Source organism: Ensifer adhaerens, from assembly GCF_000697965.2.
GTDB lineage: Bacteria > Pseudomonadota > Alphaproteobacteria > Rhizobiales > Rhizobiaceae > Ensifer > Ensifer adhaerens.
Genome location: NZ_CP015880.1, coordinates 1,159,044 through 1,174,733 on the forward strand (window position 1 = coordinate 1,159,044; position 15,690 = coordinate 1,174,733).

The 15,690-nt window shown below is 59.3% G+C and carries 25 protein-coding genes; all 25 read left to right on the forward strand.

Annotated features, from left to right (window positions below):
* Nucleotides 1–3: 3 nt before the first annotated feature.
* The 25 genes from fusA (at nt 4) to FA04_RS05610 (ending at nt 15,616) form a co-directional block, all read left to right on the forward strand.
* Nucleotides 4–2,103 (forward strand): elongation factor G, encoded by a 2,100-nt coding sequence (gene fusA / locus FA04_RS05490; RefSeq protein ID WP_034795515.1) that lies wholly within the window; start codon nt 4–6, stop codon nt 2,101–2,103.
* A gap of 70 nt (nt 2,104–2,173) precedes the next feature.
* A complete protein-coding gene (gene tuf, locus FA04_RS05495) occupies nt 2,174–3,349 on the forward strand; it encodes an elongation factor Tu (protein ID WP_034795467.1) in 1,176 nt (391 codons plus the stop codon).
* 320 nt (nt 3,350–3,669) lie between these two features.
* Nucleotides 3,670–3,978, forward strand: coding sequence for a 30S ribosomal protein S10 (gene rpsJ, locus FA04_RS05500; RefSeq protein ID WP_003507767.1), 309 nt, complete (start codon nt 3,670–3,672; stop codon nt 3,976–3,978).
* Between the two features lie 139 nt (nt 3,979–4,117).
* Nucleotides 4,118–4,804 carry a 50S ribosomal protein L3 gene (rplC, locus tag FA04_RS05505; protein WP_034795518.1) on the forward strand — a complete coding sequence of 229 codons (687 nt, stop codon included), beginning with the start codon at nt 4,118–4,120 and terminating at the stop codon, nt 4,802–4,804.
* A gap of 12 nt (nt 4,805–4,816) precedes the next feature.
* Nucleotides 4,817–5,437: a 50S ribosomal protein L4 gene (gene rplD, locus FA04_RS05510; protein ID WP_034795521.1), complete on the forward strand. Its 621-nt coding sequence runs from the start codon at nt 4,817–4,819 to the stop codon at nt 5,435–5,437.
* Entirely contained in the window at nt 5,434–5,727 is a 294-nt protein-coding gene (locus tag FA04_RS05515; RefSeq protein WP_034795524.1) for a 50S ribosomal protein L23, read from the forward strand. Before rplD ends, FA04_RS05515 begins: the two co-directional genes overlap by 4 nt.
* A 43-nt stretch (nt 5,728–5,770) precedes the next feature.
* Nucleotides 5,771–6,607, forward strand: coding sequence for a 50S ribosomal protein L2 (gene rplB, locus FA04_RS05520; RefSeq protein WP_034795526.1), 837 nt, complete (start codon nt 5,771–5,773; stop codon nt 6,605–6,607).
* Between the two features lie 15 nt (nt 6,608–6,622).
* Complete coding sequence (gene rpsS / locus FA04_RS05525) at nt 6,623–6,901, forward strand: 30S ribosomal protein S19 (RefSeq protein ID WP_018239488.1); 279 nt, start codon at nt 6,623–6,625, stop codon at nt 6,899–6,901.
* Nucleotides 6,902–6,903: 2 nt separating this feature from the next.
* Nucleotides 6,904–7,293: a 50S ribosomal protein L22 gene (rplV, locus tag FA04_RS05530; protein WP_034795534.1), complete on the forward strand. Its 390-nt coding sequence runs from the start codon at nt 6,904–6,906 to the stop codon at nt 7,291–7,293.
* Entirely contained in the window at nt 7,293–8,027 is a 735-nt protein-coding gene (gene rpsC, locus FA04_RS05535) for a 30S ribosomal protein S3 (protein WP_034795537.1), read from the forward strand. The genes rplV and rpsC overlap by 1 nt, the downstream gene beginning before the upstream one ends.
* Before the next feature lie 38 nt (nt 8,028–8,065).
* The gene (rplP, locus tag FA04_RS05540) at nt 8,066–8,479 is read left to right on the forward strand and encodes a 50S ribosomal protein L16 (protein ID WP_011975175.1); all 414 of its coding nucleotides are present in this window, start codon (nt 8,066–8,068) and stop codon (nt 8,477–8,479) included.
* Between the two features lie 11 nt (nt 8,480–8,490).
* Nucleotides 8,491–8,691 carry a 50S ribosomal protein L29 gene (rpmC, locus tag FA04_RS05545; RefSeq protein WP_034795543.1) on the forward strand — a complete coding sequence of 67 codons (201 nt, stop codon included), beginning with the start codon at nt 8,491–8,493 and terminating at the stop codon, nt 8,689–8,691.
* A 12-nt stretch (nt 8,692–8,703) separates the two neighbouring features.
* On the forward strand, nt 8,704–8,940 hold the full coding sequence (gene rpsQ, locus FA04_RS05550) for a 30S ribosomal protein S17 (protein WP_034795546.1): 237 nt from the start codon (nt 8,704–8,706) through the stop codon (nt 8,938–8,940).
* Between the two features lie 178 nt (nt 8,941–9,118).
* Nucleotides 9,119–9,487 (forward strand): 50S ribosomal protein L14, encoded by a 369-nt coding sequence (rplN, locus tag FA04_RS05555; RefSeq protein WP_034795548.1) that lies wholly within the window; start codon nt 9,119–9,121, stop codon nt 9,485–9,487.
* A gap of 14 nt (nt 9,488–9,501) precedes the next feature.
* Complete coding sequence (gene rplX / locus FA04_RS05560) at nt 9,502–9,813, forward strand: 50S ribosomal protein L24 (RefSeq protein ID WP_025426674.1); 312 nt, start codon at nt 9,502–9,504, stop codon at nt 9,811–9,813.
* Nucleotides 9,806–10,363 carry a 50S ribosomal protein L5 gene (rplE, locus tag FA04_RS05565; protein WP_034795552.1) on the forward strand — a complete coding sequence of 186 codons (558 nt, stop codon included), beginning with the start codon at nt 9,806–9,808 and terminating at the stop codon, nt 10,361–10,363. The genes rplX and rplE overlap by 8 nt, the downstream gene beginning before the upstream one ends.
* A gap of 34 nt (nt 10,364–10,397) precedes the next feature.
* Entirely contained in the window at nt 10,398–10,703 is a 306-nt protein-coding gene (gene rpsN / locus FA04_RS05570) for a 30S ribosomal protein S14 (protein ID WP_034795562.1), read from the forward strand.
* A 12-nt stretch (nt 10,704–10,715) separates the two neighbouring features.
* Nucleotides 10,716–11,114 carry a 30S ribosomal protein S8 gene (rpsH, locus tag FA04_RS05575; protein WP_025426677.1) on the forward strand — a complete coding sequence of 133 codons (399 nt, stop codon included), beginning with the start codon at nt 10,716–10,718 and terminating at the stop codon, nt 11,112–11,114.
* Between the two features lie 46 nt (nt 11,115–11,160).
* Complete coding sequence (rplF, locus tag FA04_RS05580; protein WP_034795564.1) at nt 11,161–11,694, forward strand: 50S ribosomal protein L6; 534 nt, start codon at nt 11,161–11,163, stop codon at nt 11,692–11,694.
* Nucleotides 11,695–11,706: 12 nt separating this feature from the next.
* Nucleotides 11,707–12,069 (forward strand): 50S ribosomal protein L18, encoded by a 363-nt coding sequence (gene rplR / locus FA04_RS05585; protein WP_034795567.1) that lies wholly within the window; start codon nt 11,707–11,709, stop codon nt 12,067–12,069.
* Nucleotides 12,070–12,197: 128 nt separating this feature from the next.
* A complete protein-coding gene (gene rpsE / locus FA04_RS05590; protein WP_034795569.1) occupies nt 12,198–12,767 on the forward strand; it encodes a 30S ribosomal protein S5 in 570 nt (189 codons plus the stop codon).
* Between the two features lie 12 nt (nt 12,768–12,779).
* Nucleotides 12,780–12,983: a 50S ribosomal protein L30 gene (rpmD, locus tag FA04_RS05595; protein WP_034795572.1), complete on the forward strand. Its 204-nt coding sequence runs from the start codon at nt 12,780–12,782 to the stop codon at nt 12,981–12,983.
* A gap of 13 nt (nt 12,984–12,996) precedes the next feature.
* Nucleotides 12,997–13,467 carry a 50S ribosomal protein L15 gene (gene rplO, locus FA04_RS05600; protein ID WP_034795576.1) on the forward strand — a complete coding sequence of 157 codons (471 nt, stop codon included), beginning with the start codon at nt 12,997–12,999 and terminating at the stop codon, nt 13,465–13,467.
* Between the two features lie 233 nt (nt 13,468–13,700).
* Complete coding sequence (gene secY / locus FA04_RS05605) at nt 13,701–15,041, forward strand: preprotein translocase subunit SecY (RefSeq protein ID WP_034795578.1); 1,341 nt, start codon at nt 13,701–13,703, stop codon at nt 15,039–15,041.
* The gene (locus FA04_RS05610; RefSeq protein WP_034795582.1) at nt 15,038–15,616 is read left to right on the forward strand and encodes an adenylate kinase; all 579 of its coding nucleotides are present in this window, start codon (nt 15,038–15,040) and stop codon (nt 15,614–15,616) included. The genes secY and FA04_RS05610 overlap by 4 nt, the downstream gene beginning before the upstream one ends.
* The last annotated feature ends 74 nt before the right edge of the window (nt 15,617–15,690 follow it).

The following is a 15,690-nucleotide window of genomic DNA, read 5'->3' on the forward strand; positions in this document are numbered from 1 at the left end:
ACTATGGCACGCGAATACAAAATCGAAGATTACCGTAACTTCGGTATCATGGCGCACATCGACGCCGGCAAGACCACGACGACCGAGCGCATTCTCTACTACACCGGCAAGTCCCACAAGATCGGCGAAGTCCACGACGGCGCCGCTACCATGGACTGGATGGAGCAGGAACAGGAACGCGGCATCACGATCACGTCTGCTGCGACGACCACCTTCTGGAAGGGTCGTGACGGCAAGGCTCGCCGCTTCAACATCATCGACACCCCCGGCCACGTTGACTTCACCATCGAAGTCGAGCGTTCGCTGCGCGTTCTCGACGGCGCCATCGCGCTGCTCGACGCCAACGCCGGTGTTGAGCCGCAGACGGAAACCGTCTGGCGTCAGGCGGAAAAGTACAACGTTCCGCGCATGATCTTCTGCAACAAGATGGACAAGACCGGCGCGGACTTCTACCGCTCGGTCGAGATGATCAAGACCCGTCTGGGCGCGATCGCCGTCGTCATGCAGCTGCCGATCGGCGCTGAAACCGAGTTCAAGGGTGTTATCGACCTGGTCGAGATGAACGCTCTCGTCTGGCGCGACGAATCGCTCGGCGCCCAGTGGGACGTCGTCGAGATTCCGGACGACATGAAGGACAAGGCCGAAGAATATCGCGAGAAGCTGATCGAGACCGTTGTCGAGATCGACGAAGCCGCGATGGAAGCCTACCTCGAAGGCAACATGCCCTCGAACGACAAGATCCGCGAACTCGTTCGCCGCGGCACCATCGACGTGAAGTTCCACCCGATGTTCTGCGGTACCGCGTTCAAGAACAAGGGCGTTCAGCCGCTTCTCGACGCGGTTGTCGACTACCTGCCGTCGCCGCTCGACATTCCGGCGATCAAGGGCATCGACGCCAAGACCGAAGCCGAGATCGAGCGTCACGCTGACGACGCCGAGCCGCTTTCGATGCTCGCGTTCAAGATCATGAACGACCCCTTCGTCGGTTCGCTGACCTTCGCACGCATCTATTCGGGCAAGCTCGAAAAGGGCTCGTCTGTCATGAACACGGTCAAGGACAAGCGCGAGCGCGTCGGCCGTATGCTGCAGATGCACTCGAACTCGCGTGAAGACATCGAAGAAGCCTTCGCAGGCGACATCGTTGCTCTTGCCGGTCTCAAGGAAACCACCACGGGTGACACGCTTTGCGATCCGCTGAAGCCGGTTATCCTCGAGCGCATGGAATTCCCGGAGCCGGTCATCCAGATCGCGATCGAGCCGAAGTCCAAGGGCGACCAGGAAAAGATGGGCCTCGCGCTCAACCGCCTGGCAGCTGAAGACCCGTCGTTCCGCGTCAAGACCGACCAGGAATCCGGCCAGACGATCATCGCTGGCATGGGCGAACTTCACCTCGACATCATCGTCGACCGTATGCGTCGCGAGTTCAAGGTTGAAGCCAACGTTGGTGCTCCGCAGGTTGCCTACCGCGAAACCATCACGCGTCAGCACGAAGAAGACTACACGCACAAGAAGCAGTCCGGTGGTACCGGTCAGTTCGCGCGCGTCAAGATCGTGTTCGAACCGAACCCGGATGGCGAAGATTTCGTCTTCGAATCCAAGATCGTCGGTGGTGCTGTTCCGAAGGAATACATCCCGGGCGTTCAGAAGGGTATCGAAAGCGTTCTGTCTTCGGGTCCGCTCGCTGGCTTCCCGATGCTCGGCGTCAAGGCGACGCTCATCGACGGTGCATTCCACGACGTCGACTCGTCGGTTCTCGCCTTCGAAATCGCATCGCGTGCTTGCTTCCGTGAAGCGGCCAAGAAGGCTGGTGCACAGCTTCTCGAGCCGATGATGAAGGTCGAAGTCGTAACGCCGGAAGACTACGTCGGCGACGTTATCGGCGACCTGAACTCCCGCCGTGGCCAGATCCAGGGCCAGGAATCGCGTGGCGTTGCCGTTGTGATCAACGCAAACGTTCCGCTGGCGAACATGTTCAAGTACGTCGACAACCTGCGCTCCATGTCTCAGGGCCGCGCGCAGTACACGATGACCTTCGATCACTACGCGCCGGTTCCGTCGAACGTCGCGCAGGAAATCCAGGCGAAGTATTCCGGTCAGAAGTGACCGGAATACCAAGACGCTGACAGAAGTTAAAAGTTTTCCCCGGTAGGGGATAGAAAACGGAGAGCCGGAAATGGCAAAGAGCAAATTTGAGCGCAACAAGCCGCACGTTAACATTGGCACGATTGGCCACGTTGACCATGGCAAGACGTCGCTGACCGCAGCGATCACGAAGTACTTCGGCGAGTTCAAGGCGTACGACCAGATCGACGCTGCTCCGGAAGAAAAGGCCCGTGGTATCACGATTTCGACGGCGCACGTTGAGTATGAGACGCCGAACCGTCACTACGCTCACGTTGACTGCCCCGGCCACGCCGACTACGTCAAGAACATGATCACCGGTGCAGCGCAGATGGACGGCGCGATCCTGGTTTGCTCGGCTGCTGACGGCCCGATGCCGCAGACCCGCGAGCACATCCTGCTCGCTCGTCAGGTTGGCGTTCCGGCAATCGTCGTGTTCCTCAACAAGGTCGACCAGGTTGACGACGCCGAGCTTCTCGAGCTCGTCGAGCTGGAAGTTCGCGAACTTCTGTCGTCCTACGAATTCCCGGGCGACGACATTCCGATCATCAAGGGCTCGGCTCTTGCTGCTCTGGAAGATTCGGACAAGAAGATCGGCGAAGACGCGATCCGCGAGCTGATGGCAGCTGTTGACGCCTACATCCCGACGCCTGAGCGTCCGATCGACCAGCCGTTCCTGATGCCGATCGAAGACGTGTTCTCGATCTCGGGCCGTGGTACGGTTGTGACCGGTCGCGTTGAGCGCGGCATCGTCAAGGTCGGCGAAGAAGTCGAAATCGTCGGCATCCGCGACACGTCGAAGACGACGGTTACGGGCGTTGAAATGTTCCGCAAGCTGCTCGACCAGGGCCAGGCTGGCGACAACATCGGCGCGCTGATCCGTGGTGTTAACCGTGACGGCGTCGAGCGTGGCCAGATCCTGTGCAAGCCGGGTTCGGTCAAGCCGCACAAGAAGTTCATGGCTGAAGCCTACATCCTGACGAAGGAAGAAGGCGGCCGTCATACGCCGTTCTTCACCAACTACCGTCCGCAGTTCTACTTCCGCACGACGGACGTGACGGGCATCGTGACGCTGCCGGAAGGCACGGAAATGGTTATGCCGGGCGACAACGTCACCGTTGCCGTTGAGCTGATCGTTCCGATCGCGATGGAAGAAAAGCTGCGCTTCGCAATCCGCGAAGGCGGCCGTACCGTCGGCGCAGGCATCGTTGCCTCGATCGTCGAGTAATCGACGAGACTGAGGGCGGGAAGACACAAGGCGCATGTGCTATGCGCCTTGGACATACCCGCCCCGAAAGATTTAGTTGGTCGCACGGCTTGCCGAAGACGACGAAATAGTGCAAATGGCGCCCACGCGTGATTTGCACGGTGCTTCGACGTTGTGCGCTCACAGAAAGACAGGCCGGCCACGGCCGCTCAAATAGGAAGGGGCAGGGGAAACCCTGTCCCTCCGATCTTTGAAAAGTTAGCGGACTGGCCGAAATTAAACGAAGTTCACTGCGTGTTTTTCCACGGAAACCGCAAGTAACCTGAACAAGGATAAGTCGTATGAACGGCCAGAACATCCGCATCCGCCTCAAGGCGTTTGATCACCGGATCCTCGACGCCTCGACGCGCGAAATCGTGTCGACTGCAAAGCGTACCGGTGCAAGCGTGCGCGGTCCCGTACCGCTGCCGACGCGCATTGAAAAGTTTACGGTCAACCGCTCGCCGCACGTCGACAAGAAGAGCCGTGAACAGTTCGAAATGCGCACCCACAAGCGCCTTCTCGATATCGTAGACCCGACCCCGCAGACCGTTGACGCGCTGATGAAGCTCGACCTGGCTGCCGGCGTCGACGTGGAAATCAAGCTTTAATAAACAAGGAAGGTACGTGGACCTCGGTCCAACGGCTTCCAAAAACGGGCGACCTCAAGATCGGATGATCTCAAGGAAACCTTAAACCAGAGATGTGAAGGGGCTCGCTCCGTCACTAACTCTCAAGAGGAATGAACCAATGCGTTCAGGTGTGATTGCACAGAAAGTGGGAATGACCCGCGTCTATAACGACGCCGGTGAGCATATCCCGGTTACAGTTTTGAAGCTGGAAAGCTGCCAGGTGGTAGCCCAGCGTACGGAAGAAAAGAACGGCTACGTTGCTGTCCAGCTCGGTGCTGGCCGCTCCAAGGTCAAGAACACGCCGAAGGCGATGCGCGGCCACTTTGCTGCTGCCAACGTCGAGCCGAAGGCGAAGCTCGTCGAGTTCCGCGTTTCCGCGGACAACCTGATCGACATCGGTGCAGAACTGACGGCGAACCATTTCGTCGCCGGTCAGCTCGTCGACGTCACCGGTACCACGATCGGTAAGGGCTTTGCCGGCGCCATCAAGCGCCACAACTTCGGCGGTCTGCGTGCAACGCACGGCGTTTCCGTATCGCACCGTTCGCATGGTTCTACCGGTTCCAACCAGGACCCGGGCCGCGTTTGGAAGGGCAAGCGCATGGCTGGTCACATGGGCCAGACGCGCGTCACCACTCAGAACCTCGAAGTCGTATCGACCGATGAAGACCGCGGTCTGATCCTGGTCAAGGGCGCTGTCCCCGGCTCCAAGGGTGCCTGGATCGTCGTTCGTGACGCCATCAAGTCGGGCACCCCGGAAGGCGCTCCGCGTCCGGCCGCTGTGCGCGCCGAAGCATCGAAGTAAGGGAGCCGAATAATGGATCTCAACGTCAAAACCCTCGAGGGCAAGGACGCAGGAAAGGTTTCTCTTTCTGACGCCATTTTCGGCCTCGAACCCCGTGAAGACATCATTGCCCGCGTCGTTCGCTGGCAGCTCGCCAAGAAGCAGCAGGGCACGCACAAGGCCAAGGGCCGCGCTGAAGTGTCCCGCACCGGCGCCAAGATGTACAAGCAGAAGGGTACGGGCCGCGCCCGCCACCACTCCGCTCGTGCTCCGCAGTTCCGGGGCGGTGGCAAGGCTCATGGCCCGGTTGTTCGCAGCCACGCCCATGACCTGCCGAAGAAGGTTCGCGCCCTCGGCCTGCGCCATGCACTCTCGGCCAAGCTGAAGGCTGAAGAGATCATCGTCATCGACGATCTCGTTGCCAAGGAAGCCAAGACGAAGGCTCTCGCCGGCGTATTCGCGTCGCTCGGTCTCACCAACGCTCTCATCATCGGCGGCGCCGAGATCGAGAACAACTTCAAGCTCGCAGCCCAGAACATCCCGAACGTGGACGTTCTGCCGGTTCAGGGCATCAACGTTTACGACATTCTGCGCCGTGGCAAGCTCGTGCTTTCCAAGGCTGCCGTGGAAGCTCTGGAGGAGCGGTTCAAATGACGGATCTTCGCCACTACGACGTGATCGTGTCCCCCTCGATCACTGAAAAGTCGACGCTGGTTTCCGAACAGAACCAGGTCGTCTTCAACGTCGCCAAGGACGCTTCGAAGCCTGAAATCAAGGCTGCAGTCGAAGCTCTGTTCGGCGTCAAGGTTACGGCCGTGAACACGCTGGTCCGCAAGGGCAAGACGAAGCGTTTCCGCGGCTTTGCCGGAAAGCAGAAGGACGTGAAGAAGGCGGTCATTACGCTCGCCGACGGTCAGTCCATCGACGTCTCCACCGGTCTCTAACGGATAGGCCCATTAGGGTAAAAACCCAAAAGGGAACAAGAAAATGGCATTGAAAAGTTTCAATCCGACGACCCCGAGCCAGCGCCAGCTGGTCATCGTTGACCGGTCCGGCCTCTACAAGGGCAAGCCGGTAAAGGCGCTGACCGAGGGCCTGTCCTCCAAGGGCGGTCGCAACAACCTCGGTCGCATCACCGTTCGCTTCCAGGGCGGCGGTCACAAGCGCACCTATCGTCTGGTGGACTTCAAGCGTCGCAAGTTCGACGTTGAAGGCACGGTCGAGCGTCTGGAATACGACCCGAACCGCACCGCGTTCATCGCGCTCGTCAACTACGCCGACGGCGAAAAGGCCTACATCCTCGCTCCGCAGCGCCTTGCTGCTGGCGACAAGGTCATCGCTTCGGAAAAGGCCGTTGACGTGAAGCCCGGCAACACGATGCCGCTGCAGTACATCCCGGTCGGCTCCATCATCCACAACGTGGAAATGAAGCCGGGCAAGGGCGGCCAGATGGCCCGCTCCGCCGGTACCTACGCACAGCTCGTTGGCCGCGACCAGGGCATGGCGATCCTTCGCCTGAACTCTGGTGAACAGCGCCTGGTGCATGGTTCCTGCCTCGCCTCGATCGGCGCCGTGTCGAACCCCGACCACGGCAACATCAATGACGGTAAGGCTGGTCGTTCGCGTTGGCGTGGCAAGAAGCCGCACGTTCGCGGTGTCGTCATGAACCCGGTTGACCACCCGCACGGCGGTGGTGAAGGCCGTACCTCGGGTGGTCGTCACCCGGTTACCCCGTGGGGCAAGCCCACGAAGGGTAAGCGTACGCGCTCGAACAAGTCGACCGACAAGTTCATCATGCGCTCGCGCCACCAGAAGAAGAAGTAAGAGAGGAAGTCTCGAATGACTCGTTCAGTATGGAAAGGTCCGTTCGTTGACGGTTATCTTCTCAAGAAGGCTGAGAAGGTCCGCGAAGGCGGTCGCAACGAAGTGATCAAGATCTGGAGCCGTCGCTCCACGATCCTTCCGCAGTTTGTCGGTCTCACCTTCGGCGTCTACAACGGCAGCAAGCACGTCCCGGTCAGCGTCAACGAAGACATGGTCGGCCACAAGTTTGGTGAATTCTCTCCGACCCGGACCTACTACGGTCACGGTGCGGACAAGAAGGCAAAGAGGAAGTAACAATGGGCAAGGCAAAAGCCGAACGCCGGCTGAAGGATAATGAGGCGCAGGCAGTTGCGCGCACGATCCGCGTCAGCCCCCAGAAGCTCAACCTGGTTGCCGCGATGATCCGCGGCAAGAAGGTCGATCGCGCTCTGGCCGAACTGGAATTCTCCCGCAAGCGCATTGCAGAGACGGTCAAGAAGACCCTTGAATCTGCCATCGCAAACGCGGAGAACAACCACGATCTCGACGTCGATTCGCTCGTCGTTGCAGAAGCTTACGTTGGCAAGTCGATTGTCATGAAGCGCTTCCACGCTCGTGGTCGCGGCCGTGCATCGCGTGTCGAAAAGCCGTTCTCGCACTTGACGATCGTCGTCCGTGAAGTGGAAGCCAAAGGGGAGGCCGCATAATGGGTCAGAAGATTAATCCGATCGGCTTCCGTCTCGGTATCAACCGGACCTGGGACAGCCGCTGGTTCGCGGACAACGCCGAGTACGGCCAGCTTCTTCACGAAGACCTGAAGATCCGCGCTTACCTGATGGAAGAACTGAAGGCTGCCGGCATCGCCAAGGTGGTAATCGAGCGTCCGCACAAGAAGTGCCGCGTCACGATCCACTCCGCTCGTCCGGGCCTGATCATCGGCAAGAAGGGCGCTGACATCGAGAAGCTCCGCAAGAAGCTTTCCGAGATGACCAGCTCCGAAACGCACCTCAACATCGTTGAAGTGCGCAAGCCGGAAGTCGACGCGACCCTCGTCGCTCAGTCGATTGCCCAGCAGCTCGAGCGCCGCGTGGCTTTCCGCCGTGCGATGAAGCGCGCTGTTCAGTCGGCCATGCGTCTTGGCGCCGAAGGCATCAAGATCACCTGCGCCGGCCGCCTCGGTGGCGCCGAAATCGCTCGTACCGAATGGTACCGCGAAGGTCGCGTTCCGCTGCACACGCTGCGTGCGGACATCGACTACGGCACGGCTGAAGCGGAAACCGCTTTCGGTATCTGCGGCATCAAGGTCTGGATCTTCAAGGGCGAAATCCTTGAGCATGATCCGATGGCTTCGGAGCGTCGCGCGATCGAAAGTGACAACCAGGGCCCGGCAGGCCGTGATCGCGACCGTGGCGATCGTGACCGCCGTCGTGAAAACGCGTAACATTCGCGTTTGGCAGCCAATATCGGAGAAGTAAAAAAATGTTGCAGCCAAAGCGTACGAAGTATCGCAAGCAGTTCAAGGGCCGCATCAAGGGCGTAGCCAAGGGCGGATCTGATCTCGCTTTCGGCGAATTCGGCCTTAAGGCTCAGGAACCCAACCGCGTGAATGCACGCGAGATCGAAGCGGCCCGCCGCGCGATCACGCGTCACATGAAGCGCGCCGGCCGCGTCTGGATCCGTGTGTTCCCTGACGTTCCGGTCACCGCCAAGCCGACGGAAGTCCGCATGGGTAAGGGTAAGGGTTCGGTCGAATACTGGGCATGCAAGGTCAAGCCCGGCCGAATGATGTTTGAGATCGATGGTGTCAGCGAAGAACTTGCCCGTGAGGCACTTCGTCTTGGCGCTGCCAAGCTCTCTGTCAAGACGCGCTTCGTGCAGCGTATCGCAGAGTAAGGAGTGAACTCATGAAAGCCGTAGATGTTCGCGCCCTGAGCGCCGATCAACTCAACGAAGAGCTCGCCAAGCTGAAGAAGGAGCAGTTCAACCTGCGCTTCCAGAAGGCAACCGGCCAGCTCGAGAAGTCTTCGCGTATCAACGAAGTCCGCAAGGACATCGCACGCGTCAAAACCATTGCCCGCCAGAAGGCGGCAGAAGCCAAGGCCTAAGGACCAGAAAATATGCCGAAACGCATTCTGCAGGGCACTGTTGTCAGCGACAAGAACGACAAGACCGTCGTCGTACGGGTCGAGCGCCGCTTTGCGCATCCGATCCTCCAGAAGACCGTCCGTCGCTCCAAGAAGTACAAGGCGCATGACGAAAACAACCAGTACAAGGTTGGTGACGTCGTTTCCATCGAGGAATGTGCGCCGATCTCGAAGGATAAGCGCTGGACGGTAGTCGCCGCCCACGCTTGATTTCAGCAGGTTTTGACGCCAAGACCCTTGCGTCTTGGGAAAATACCTGTATGAAGCACGCAATTGAAGCAGGGGAACGCTCGATTCCGGGCGTTCTTTTGCTTTGAGATGAGCACTATAAGCCGGGCGAGGGGGTTTCGACCCAACCGGCCTGGTAACAACAAGAAGGCGACCTGACATGATTCAGATGCAAACAAACCTCGACGTGGCGGATAATTCCGGCGCACGTCGTGTCATGTGCATCAAGGTGCTGGGCGGCTCCAAGCGCAAGTATGCGTCGGTCGGCGACATCATTGTCGTTTCGATCAAGGAAGCCATTCCGCGCGGCCGCGTAAAGAAGGGTGATGTCATGAAGGCTGTTGTCGTTCGCACTGCGAAGGACATCCGCCGTCCGGATGGCTCTGTCATCCGCTTTGACACCAACGCAGCCGTTCTTATCGATAACAAGAAAGAGCCGATCGGCACTCGTATCTTCGGACCGGTTCCGCGCGAACTTCGCGCCAAGAACCACATGAAGATCATCTCGCTGGCTCCAGAAGTACTCTAAGGGAGCGTTGAGAGATGCAAAAGATTCGCAAAGGCGACAAAGTCGTCGTTCTCACCGGTAAGGACAAGGGTCGTACCGGCGAAGTCGTACAGGTAATGCCGAAGGAAGACCGGGCTGTCGTGCGTGGCGTAAACATGGTGAAGCGTCACCAGCGCCAGACCCAGAGCCAGGAAGCCGGCATCATCAACAAGGAAGCCTCGATCCATCTTTCGAACATCGCGATTGCCGATCCGAAGGACGGCAAGCCGACCCGCGTCGGTTTCAAGATCGATGGCGACAAGAAGGTCCGCGTGGCCAAGCGTTCGGGAGTAGTGATCGATGGCTAAGTCCGCTTACGAGCCGCGGCTCAAGAAGGAATATGTCGAGCGTATTCGTGCGGCTATGCAGGAGAAGTTCTCCTACGCCAACGAAATGCAGATCCCGCGCCTCGACAAGATCGTCATCAACATGGGCGTTGGCGAATCGACGGGCGACTCCAAGAAGCCGACCGTTGCTGCAGCCGACCTCGCAGCGATTGCTGGTCAGAAGCCGGTCATCACCCGCGCTCGCAACTCCATCGCAGGCTTCAAGCTTCGCGAAGGTATGCCGATCGGTGCCAAGGTTACCCTGCGCGGCGTTCGGATGTTTGAGTTCCTGGATCGCCTCGTGAACATTGCGCTTCCGCGCGTTCGCGACTTCCGTGGCCTCAATCCGAAGTCCTTTGACGGACGTGGCAACTTCGCCATGGGCGTCAAGGAACACATTGTGTTCCCTGAGATCAACTACGACAAGGTTGATCAGATGTGGGGCATGGACATCATCGTTTGCACGACGGCTACTAACGACGACGAAGCTCGCGCTCTGCTCACAGAGTTCAACTTCCCGTTCCGTCAGTAATCCGTAACGACAAGCGTAAAGAAGGATAACTGTAATGGCGAAAACGAGCGCAGTTGAAAAGAACAAGCGCCGCCGCAAACTGGTTGCCTCGCAGGCTGCAAAGCGTGCCGCTCTGAAGGCGACCATCATGAACCAGTCTCTGCCGATTGAAGAGCGGTTCAAGGCAACCATCAAGCTGGCAGGCCTGCCGCGCGATGGATCCAAGACCCGCATCCGCAACCGTTGCGAAGTTACCGGCCGTCCGCGCGCCTTCTATCGTAAACTTCGTATGTCGCGTATTGCGCTTCGCGAACTGGGCAACCTCGGCAAGGTGCCGGGTATTGTCAAGTCGAGCTGGTAAGGAGACGGGCACATGGCAATGACTGATCCGCTGGGCGATATGCTCACCCGTATCCGTAACGGCGCGGCTCGCCGCAAGTCGAGCGTTTCCACGCCGGCTTCGAAGCTCCGTGCACGTGTTCTGGATGTTCTTCAGGCTGAAGGCTACATCCGTGGTTACTCCGAAGTCGTATTCGGCAACGGCAAGGCCGAGCTGAACATCGAACTGAAGTACTACGAAGGCGCTTCCGTGATCCGTGAGATCGGACGCGTCTCCAAGCCGGGCCGCCGAGTTTATGTCTCGGTTAAGTCCATTCCGCAGGTCGCGAACGGCCTCGGCATCACCATCCTTTCGACCCCGAAGGGCGTGATGGCCGATCATCAGGCACGCGAACAGAATGTTGGTGGCGAGATCCTTTGCTCCGTCTTCTAATCGAAGACGGTAGCAAGTTCTCCATAGCGAACAGACAGGTATAAAAATGTCTCGTATCGGTAAGAAGCCCGTTCAGGTTCCGGCAGGCGTCACGGCAAGCGTTGATGGCCAGAAGGTAACGGCGAAGGGCCCGAAGGGCGAACTGTTCTTTGTTGCAAACGACGAAGTATCGGTAAAGCTCGAAGAAAATGCGGTTGTTGTACAGCCGCTCAGCCAGAGCAAGGATGCTCGTTCGAAGTGGGGCATGTCCCGCACGATGATCGAGAACATCTTCAAGGGCGTCAAGGACGGTTACGAGCGCAAGCTCGAAATCAACGGCGTTGGTTATCGTGCGTCGCTGCAGGGCAAGAACCTGCAGCTGGCGCTCGGCTTCAGCCACGACGTCGTCTACCAGACCCCGGAAGGCATCACGATTGCTGTTCCGAAGCCGACCGAAATCATCGTGTCCGGCATCAACAAGCAGCAGGTCGGCCAGGTTGCCGCGGAAATCCGCGAATACCGCGGCCCCGAGCCCTACAAGGGCAAGGGCGTCAAGTATGCCGAAGAGCGGATTGTCCGCAAAGAAGGCAAGAAGAAGTAAGGATCACGCGAAATGGCTAGCAGGAAAGATACTCTTGTGCGTCGCGCCAACCGCGTGCGCCGTCAAATCAAGGCGGTCGCCAATGGCCGTCCGCGCCTGTCGGTTCATCGCTCGTCGAAGAACATCTACGTACAGGTTATCGACGACGTGGCCGGTAAGACGCTTGCGTCTGCCTCCACGCTCGATACCGATCTGCGTTCGTCGTTGAAGACGGGCGCTGACACGGCAGCTGCTGCTGCCGTCGGCAAGCTCATCGCTGAGCGTGCCGCCAAGGCTGGCGTCAAGGACGTTGTCTTTGATCGTGGCGCCTTCATCTATCACGGCCGCATCAAGGCTTTGGCCGATGCTGCCCGTGAAGGTGGTCTGAACTTCTGATCGGTCGCCAGGCGGGCGTTGCGCCTGCCTGGCACTCTCATAGGTTTCCGGTCGCATCCGATCCATCGGACGGGGGCGACTTTTGTCAATCTGCCGATTGCACCCGGAAAAGAAAAAGGAAAAGGACAATGGCACAGGAAAGAAAGGGTTCTCGCGAAGATCGCCAGAACCGCGAAGAGCGCGACAGCGAATTTGTCGATAAGCTCGTAGCAATTAACCGCGTCGCCAAGGTGGTGAAGGGCGGTCGTCGTTTCGGTTTCGCCGCTCTCGTCGTCGTTGGCGACCAGAAGGGCCGCGTTGGCTTCGGTCATGGCAAGGCACGCGAAGTGCCGGAAGCCATCCGCAAGGCAACCGAAGCCGCAAAGCGCGACCTGATTTTCGTCCCGCTGCGTGGTGGTCGTACCCTGCATCACGACGTTCACGGCCGTCATGGCGCCGGCAAGGTGCTGCTGCGTTCGGCCAAGGCCGGTACCGGTATCATCGCTGGTGGCCCGATGCGCGCCGTCTTCGAAACGCTCGGCGTTCATGACGTCGTTGCCAAGTCGACCGGTTCGTCGAACCCCTACAACATGGTTCGCGCAACGTTCGACGCCCTCAAGAACCAGATGCACCCGAAGGACATCGCAGCTCAGCGCGGCATGAAGTACGCCACGCTCCAGGCTCGTCGTGTTTCCTCCGGCGCTGCTTCCGAAGAATAAGGGAGCTGACAGATGGCTAAGAAAGAAGTCGCAGCGAAGACCGTTACCGTCGAGCAGGTCGGTAGCCCCATTCGCCGTCCGGCCGTACAGCGTCAGACGCTGATCGGTCTGGGCCTCAACAAGATGCACCGGGTTCGCACGCTGGAAGACACTCCGTCTGTCCGCGGCATGATCCGGACTGTCCAGCACCTCGTTCGCGTCGTCGACGAGAAGTGAGGGGGATAAGCTCATGAAACTGAATGAAATCAAGGACAACGAAGGCTCGACCCACAGCCGTAAGCGTCTTGGCCGTGGTATCGGCTCGGGCTCCGGCAAGACCGCCGGTCGCGGTGTGAAGGGTCAGAAGGCTCGTTCGGGCGTCGCCATCAACGGCTTCGAAGGCGGCCAGATGCCGATCTACCGTCGTCTGCCGAAGCGCGGCTTCAACAACATCTTCGCTTCGGAGTTTGTTGTCGTGTCGCTCGGCCGTATCCAGACGGCAATCGACGCCAAGAAGCTCGACGCTTCCAAGACCGTTGACGCAGCTGCCCTCAAGGCTGCCGGCGTCATCCGTCGCGAAAAGGACGGCGTCCGCGTTCTGGCCGACGGCGAACTGAAGGCGAAGGTTTCGCTCGAAGTTGCCGGTGCTTCCAAGTCGGCGATCGAGAAGATCGAAAAGGCTGGCGGCTCGATCAAGCTGCTCGCTGCGGCTGCTGAATAATATTATTGATGAACCGCCCGGGGTGCTTCACTCCGGGCGGTTTTGCTCCCATATGTGAGCCTCACGTCCGCAAGCGCGAATCGCTCGCCGCGGCGGACATAGCGGAAACCACGGTGAGGCATCCGATTGCAGACACAATCGCCTCGCGTCCGGTTTTCAAGACGAAAAGTTAGTCCTTCCGGAACGGACCGGGTGTTCCCGCTGATTCCGAGATTTGGTACGCGGAGAATTGCATGGCTTCTGCAGCGGAACAGCTCGCCTCGAACCTGAATTTCTCGACTTTCGCCAAGGCGGAAGATCTGAAGAAACGGCTCTGGTTCACGCTTGGTGCGCTTCTGGTTTACCGTCTTGGCACCTATATCCCGCTGCCCGGTCTTAACCCGGAAGCGTTTGCCCAGGCATTCCGCGGCCAGAGCGGCGGTATCCTCGGCCTCTTCAACATGTTTTCGGGCGGTGCAGTTGAGCGCATGGCGATCTTCGCGCTCGGCATCATGCCCTATATCTCTGCTTCGATTATCGTTCAGCTGATGACCTCTGTCGTTCCGGCACTGGAACAGCTGAAGAAGGAAGGCGAGCAGGGCCGCAAGATCATCAACCAGTACACCCGTTACGGCACGGTGCTTCTTGGCACGGCGCAGGCTTACGCCATCGCCGTCGGCCTCGAGAGCGGCAACGGCCTCGTCAACGATCCGGGTTGGTTCTTCCGTGTTTCGACCGTCATTTCTCTGCTTGGCGGCACCATGTTCCTGATGTGGCTCGGTGAACAGATCACCTCGCGCGGCATCGGCAACGGCATCTCGCTGATCATTTTCGCCGGTATCGTCGCACATCTGCCGACGGCGCTCGCCGGCACGCTCGAACTCGGCCGCACCGGCGCTCTGTCCACCCCGCTGATCCTCGCGATCATCGTCATGGTCGTCGGCGTCATCGCGCTCATCGTGTTCGTCGAACGTGCGCAGCGGCGGCTTCTGATCCAGTATCCGAAGCGCCAGGTCGGCAACCGCATGTTCCAGGGCGACACCTCGCACCTGCCGCTGAAGCTCAACACCGCGGGCGTCATCCCGGCGATCTTCGCCTCGTCGCTGCTGCTTCTGCCGGCAACGCTCGCAGGCTTTGCCAACACGGCGACGCTGCCGGGTTGGGCGACCACCGTGGTTGGTGCACTTGCGCACGGCAAGCCGCTCTACATGGTGCTTTACGGTGCGATGATCGCGTTCTTCGCCTTCTTCTACACCGCGATCGTGTTCAATCCGAAGGACACGGCCGACAATCTGAAGAAGCACGGCGGCTTCATTCCGGGCATTCGTCCGGGCGAGCGTACCGCGGAATATATCGATTATGTCCTGACGCGCATCACCGTGATCGGTGCGGCCTATCTGATCTTCGTCTGCATTCTGCCGGAAGTTCTGATCGCTCAGACCGGCGTGCCGTTCTACCTTGGTGGTACGTCGCTTTTGATTGTTGTCAGCGTCACCCTTGATACGGTAGCACAGATCCAGGGCCACCTCATCGCACAGCAATATGAGGGGCTGATCAAGAAGTCGAAGCTGCGCGGAGGAAAGAGGGGACGATGAGACTGATTTTTTTGGGACCGCCGGGCGCTGGCAAGGGGACACAGGCCAAGCTTCTGACGGAGAGATACGGCATTCCGCAGCTTTCCACAGGAGATATGCTGCGGGCGGCCGTCGCCCAGGCGACCGAGGTCGGCAAGCGTGCGAAGGCGGTCATGGATGCCGGTCAGCTGGTATCCGATGAGATCGTCAACGAAATCGTGTCGGATCGCATCGACCAGCCGGACTGCGCGAAGGGGTTCATCCTCGACGGTTACCCGCGCACGGTTCCGCAGGCGATTGCGCTCGGCAAGATGCTCGAGGGCAAGGGTCTGAAGCTCGATGCCGTAATCGAGCTCAAGGTCGACGAGGCAGCCCTTGTAAAGCGGATGGAGAATCGCGTAGCGGAAACCATCGCAGCCGGCGGCACTGTACGTTCGGACGACAATCCGGAAGCCTTCAAGCGCCGGCTGACCGAGTACCGTGAAAAGACGGCGCCGCTCTCCGAGCACTACGCCGGAACGGGGCAGCTCAGAACGGTTGATGGCATGGCGGAAGTGAACACCGTCACCGCCGAGATCGAGAAGATTCTGGCTTAGACACTGGTCTTTGCCGAAAAGGAACTGCCGGGGAGTTGACTTTTCCGGCCGATTCCGCCAAAGACAGCGCCAAC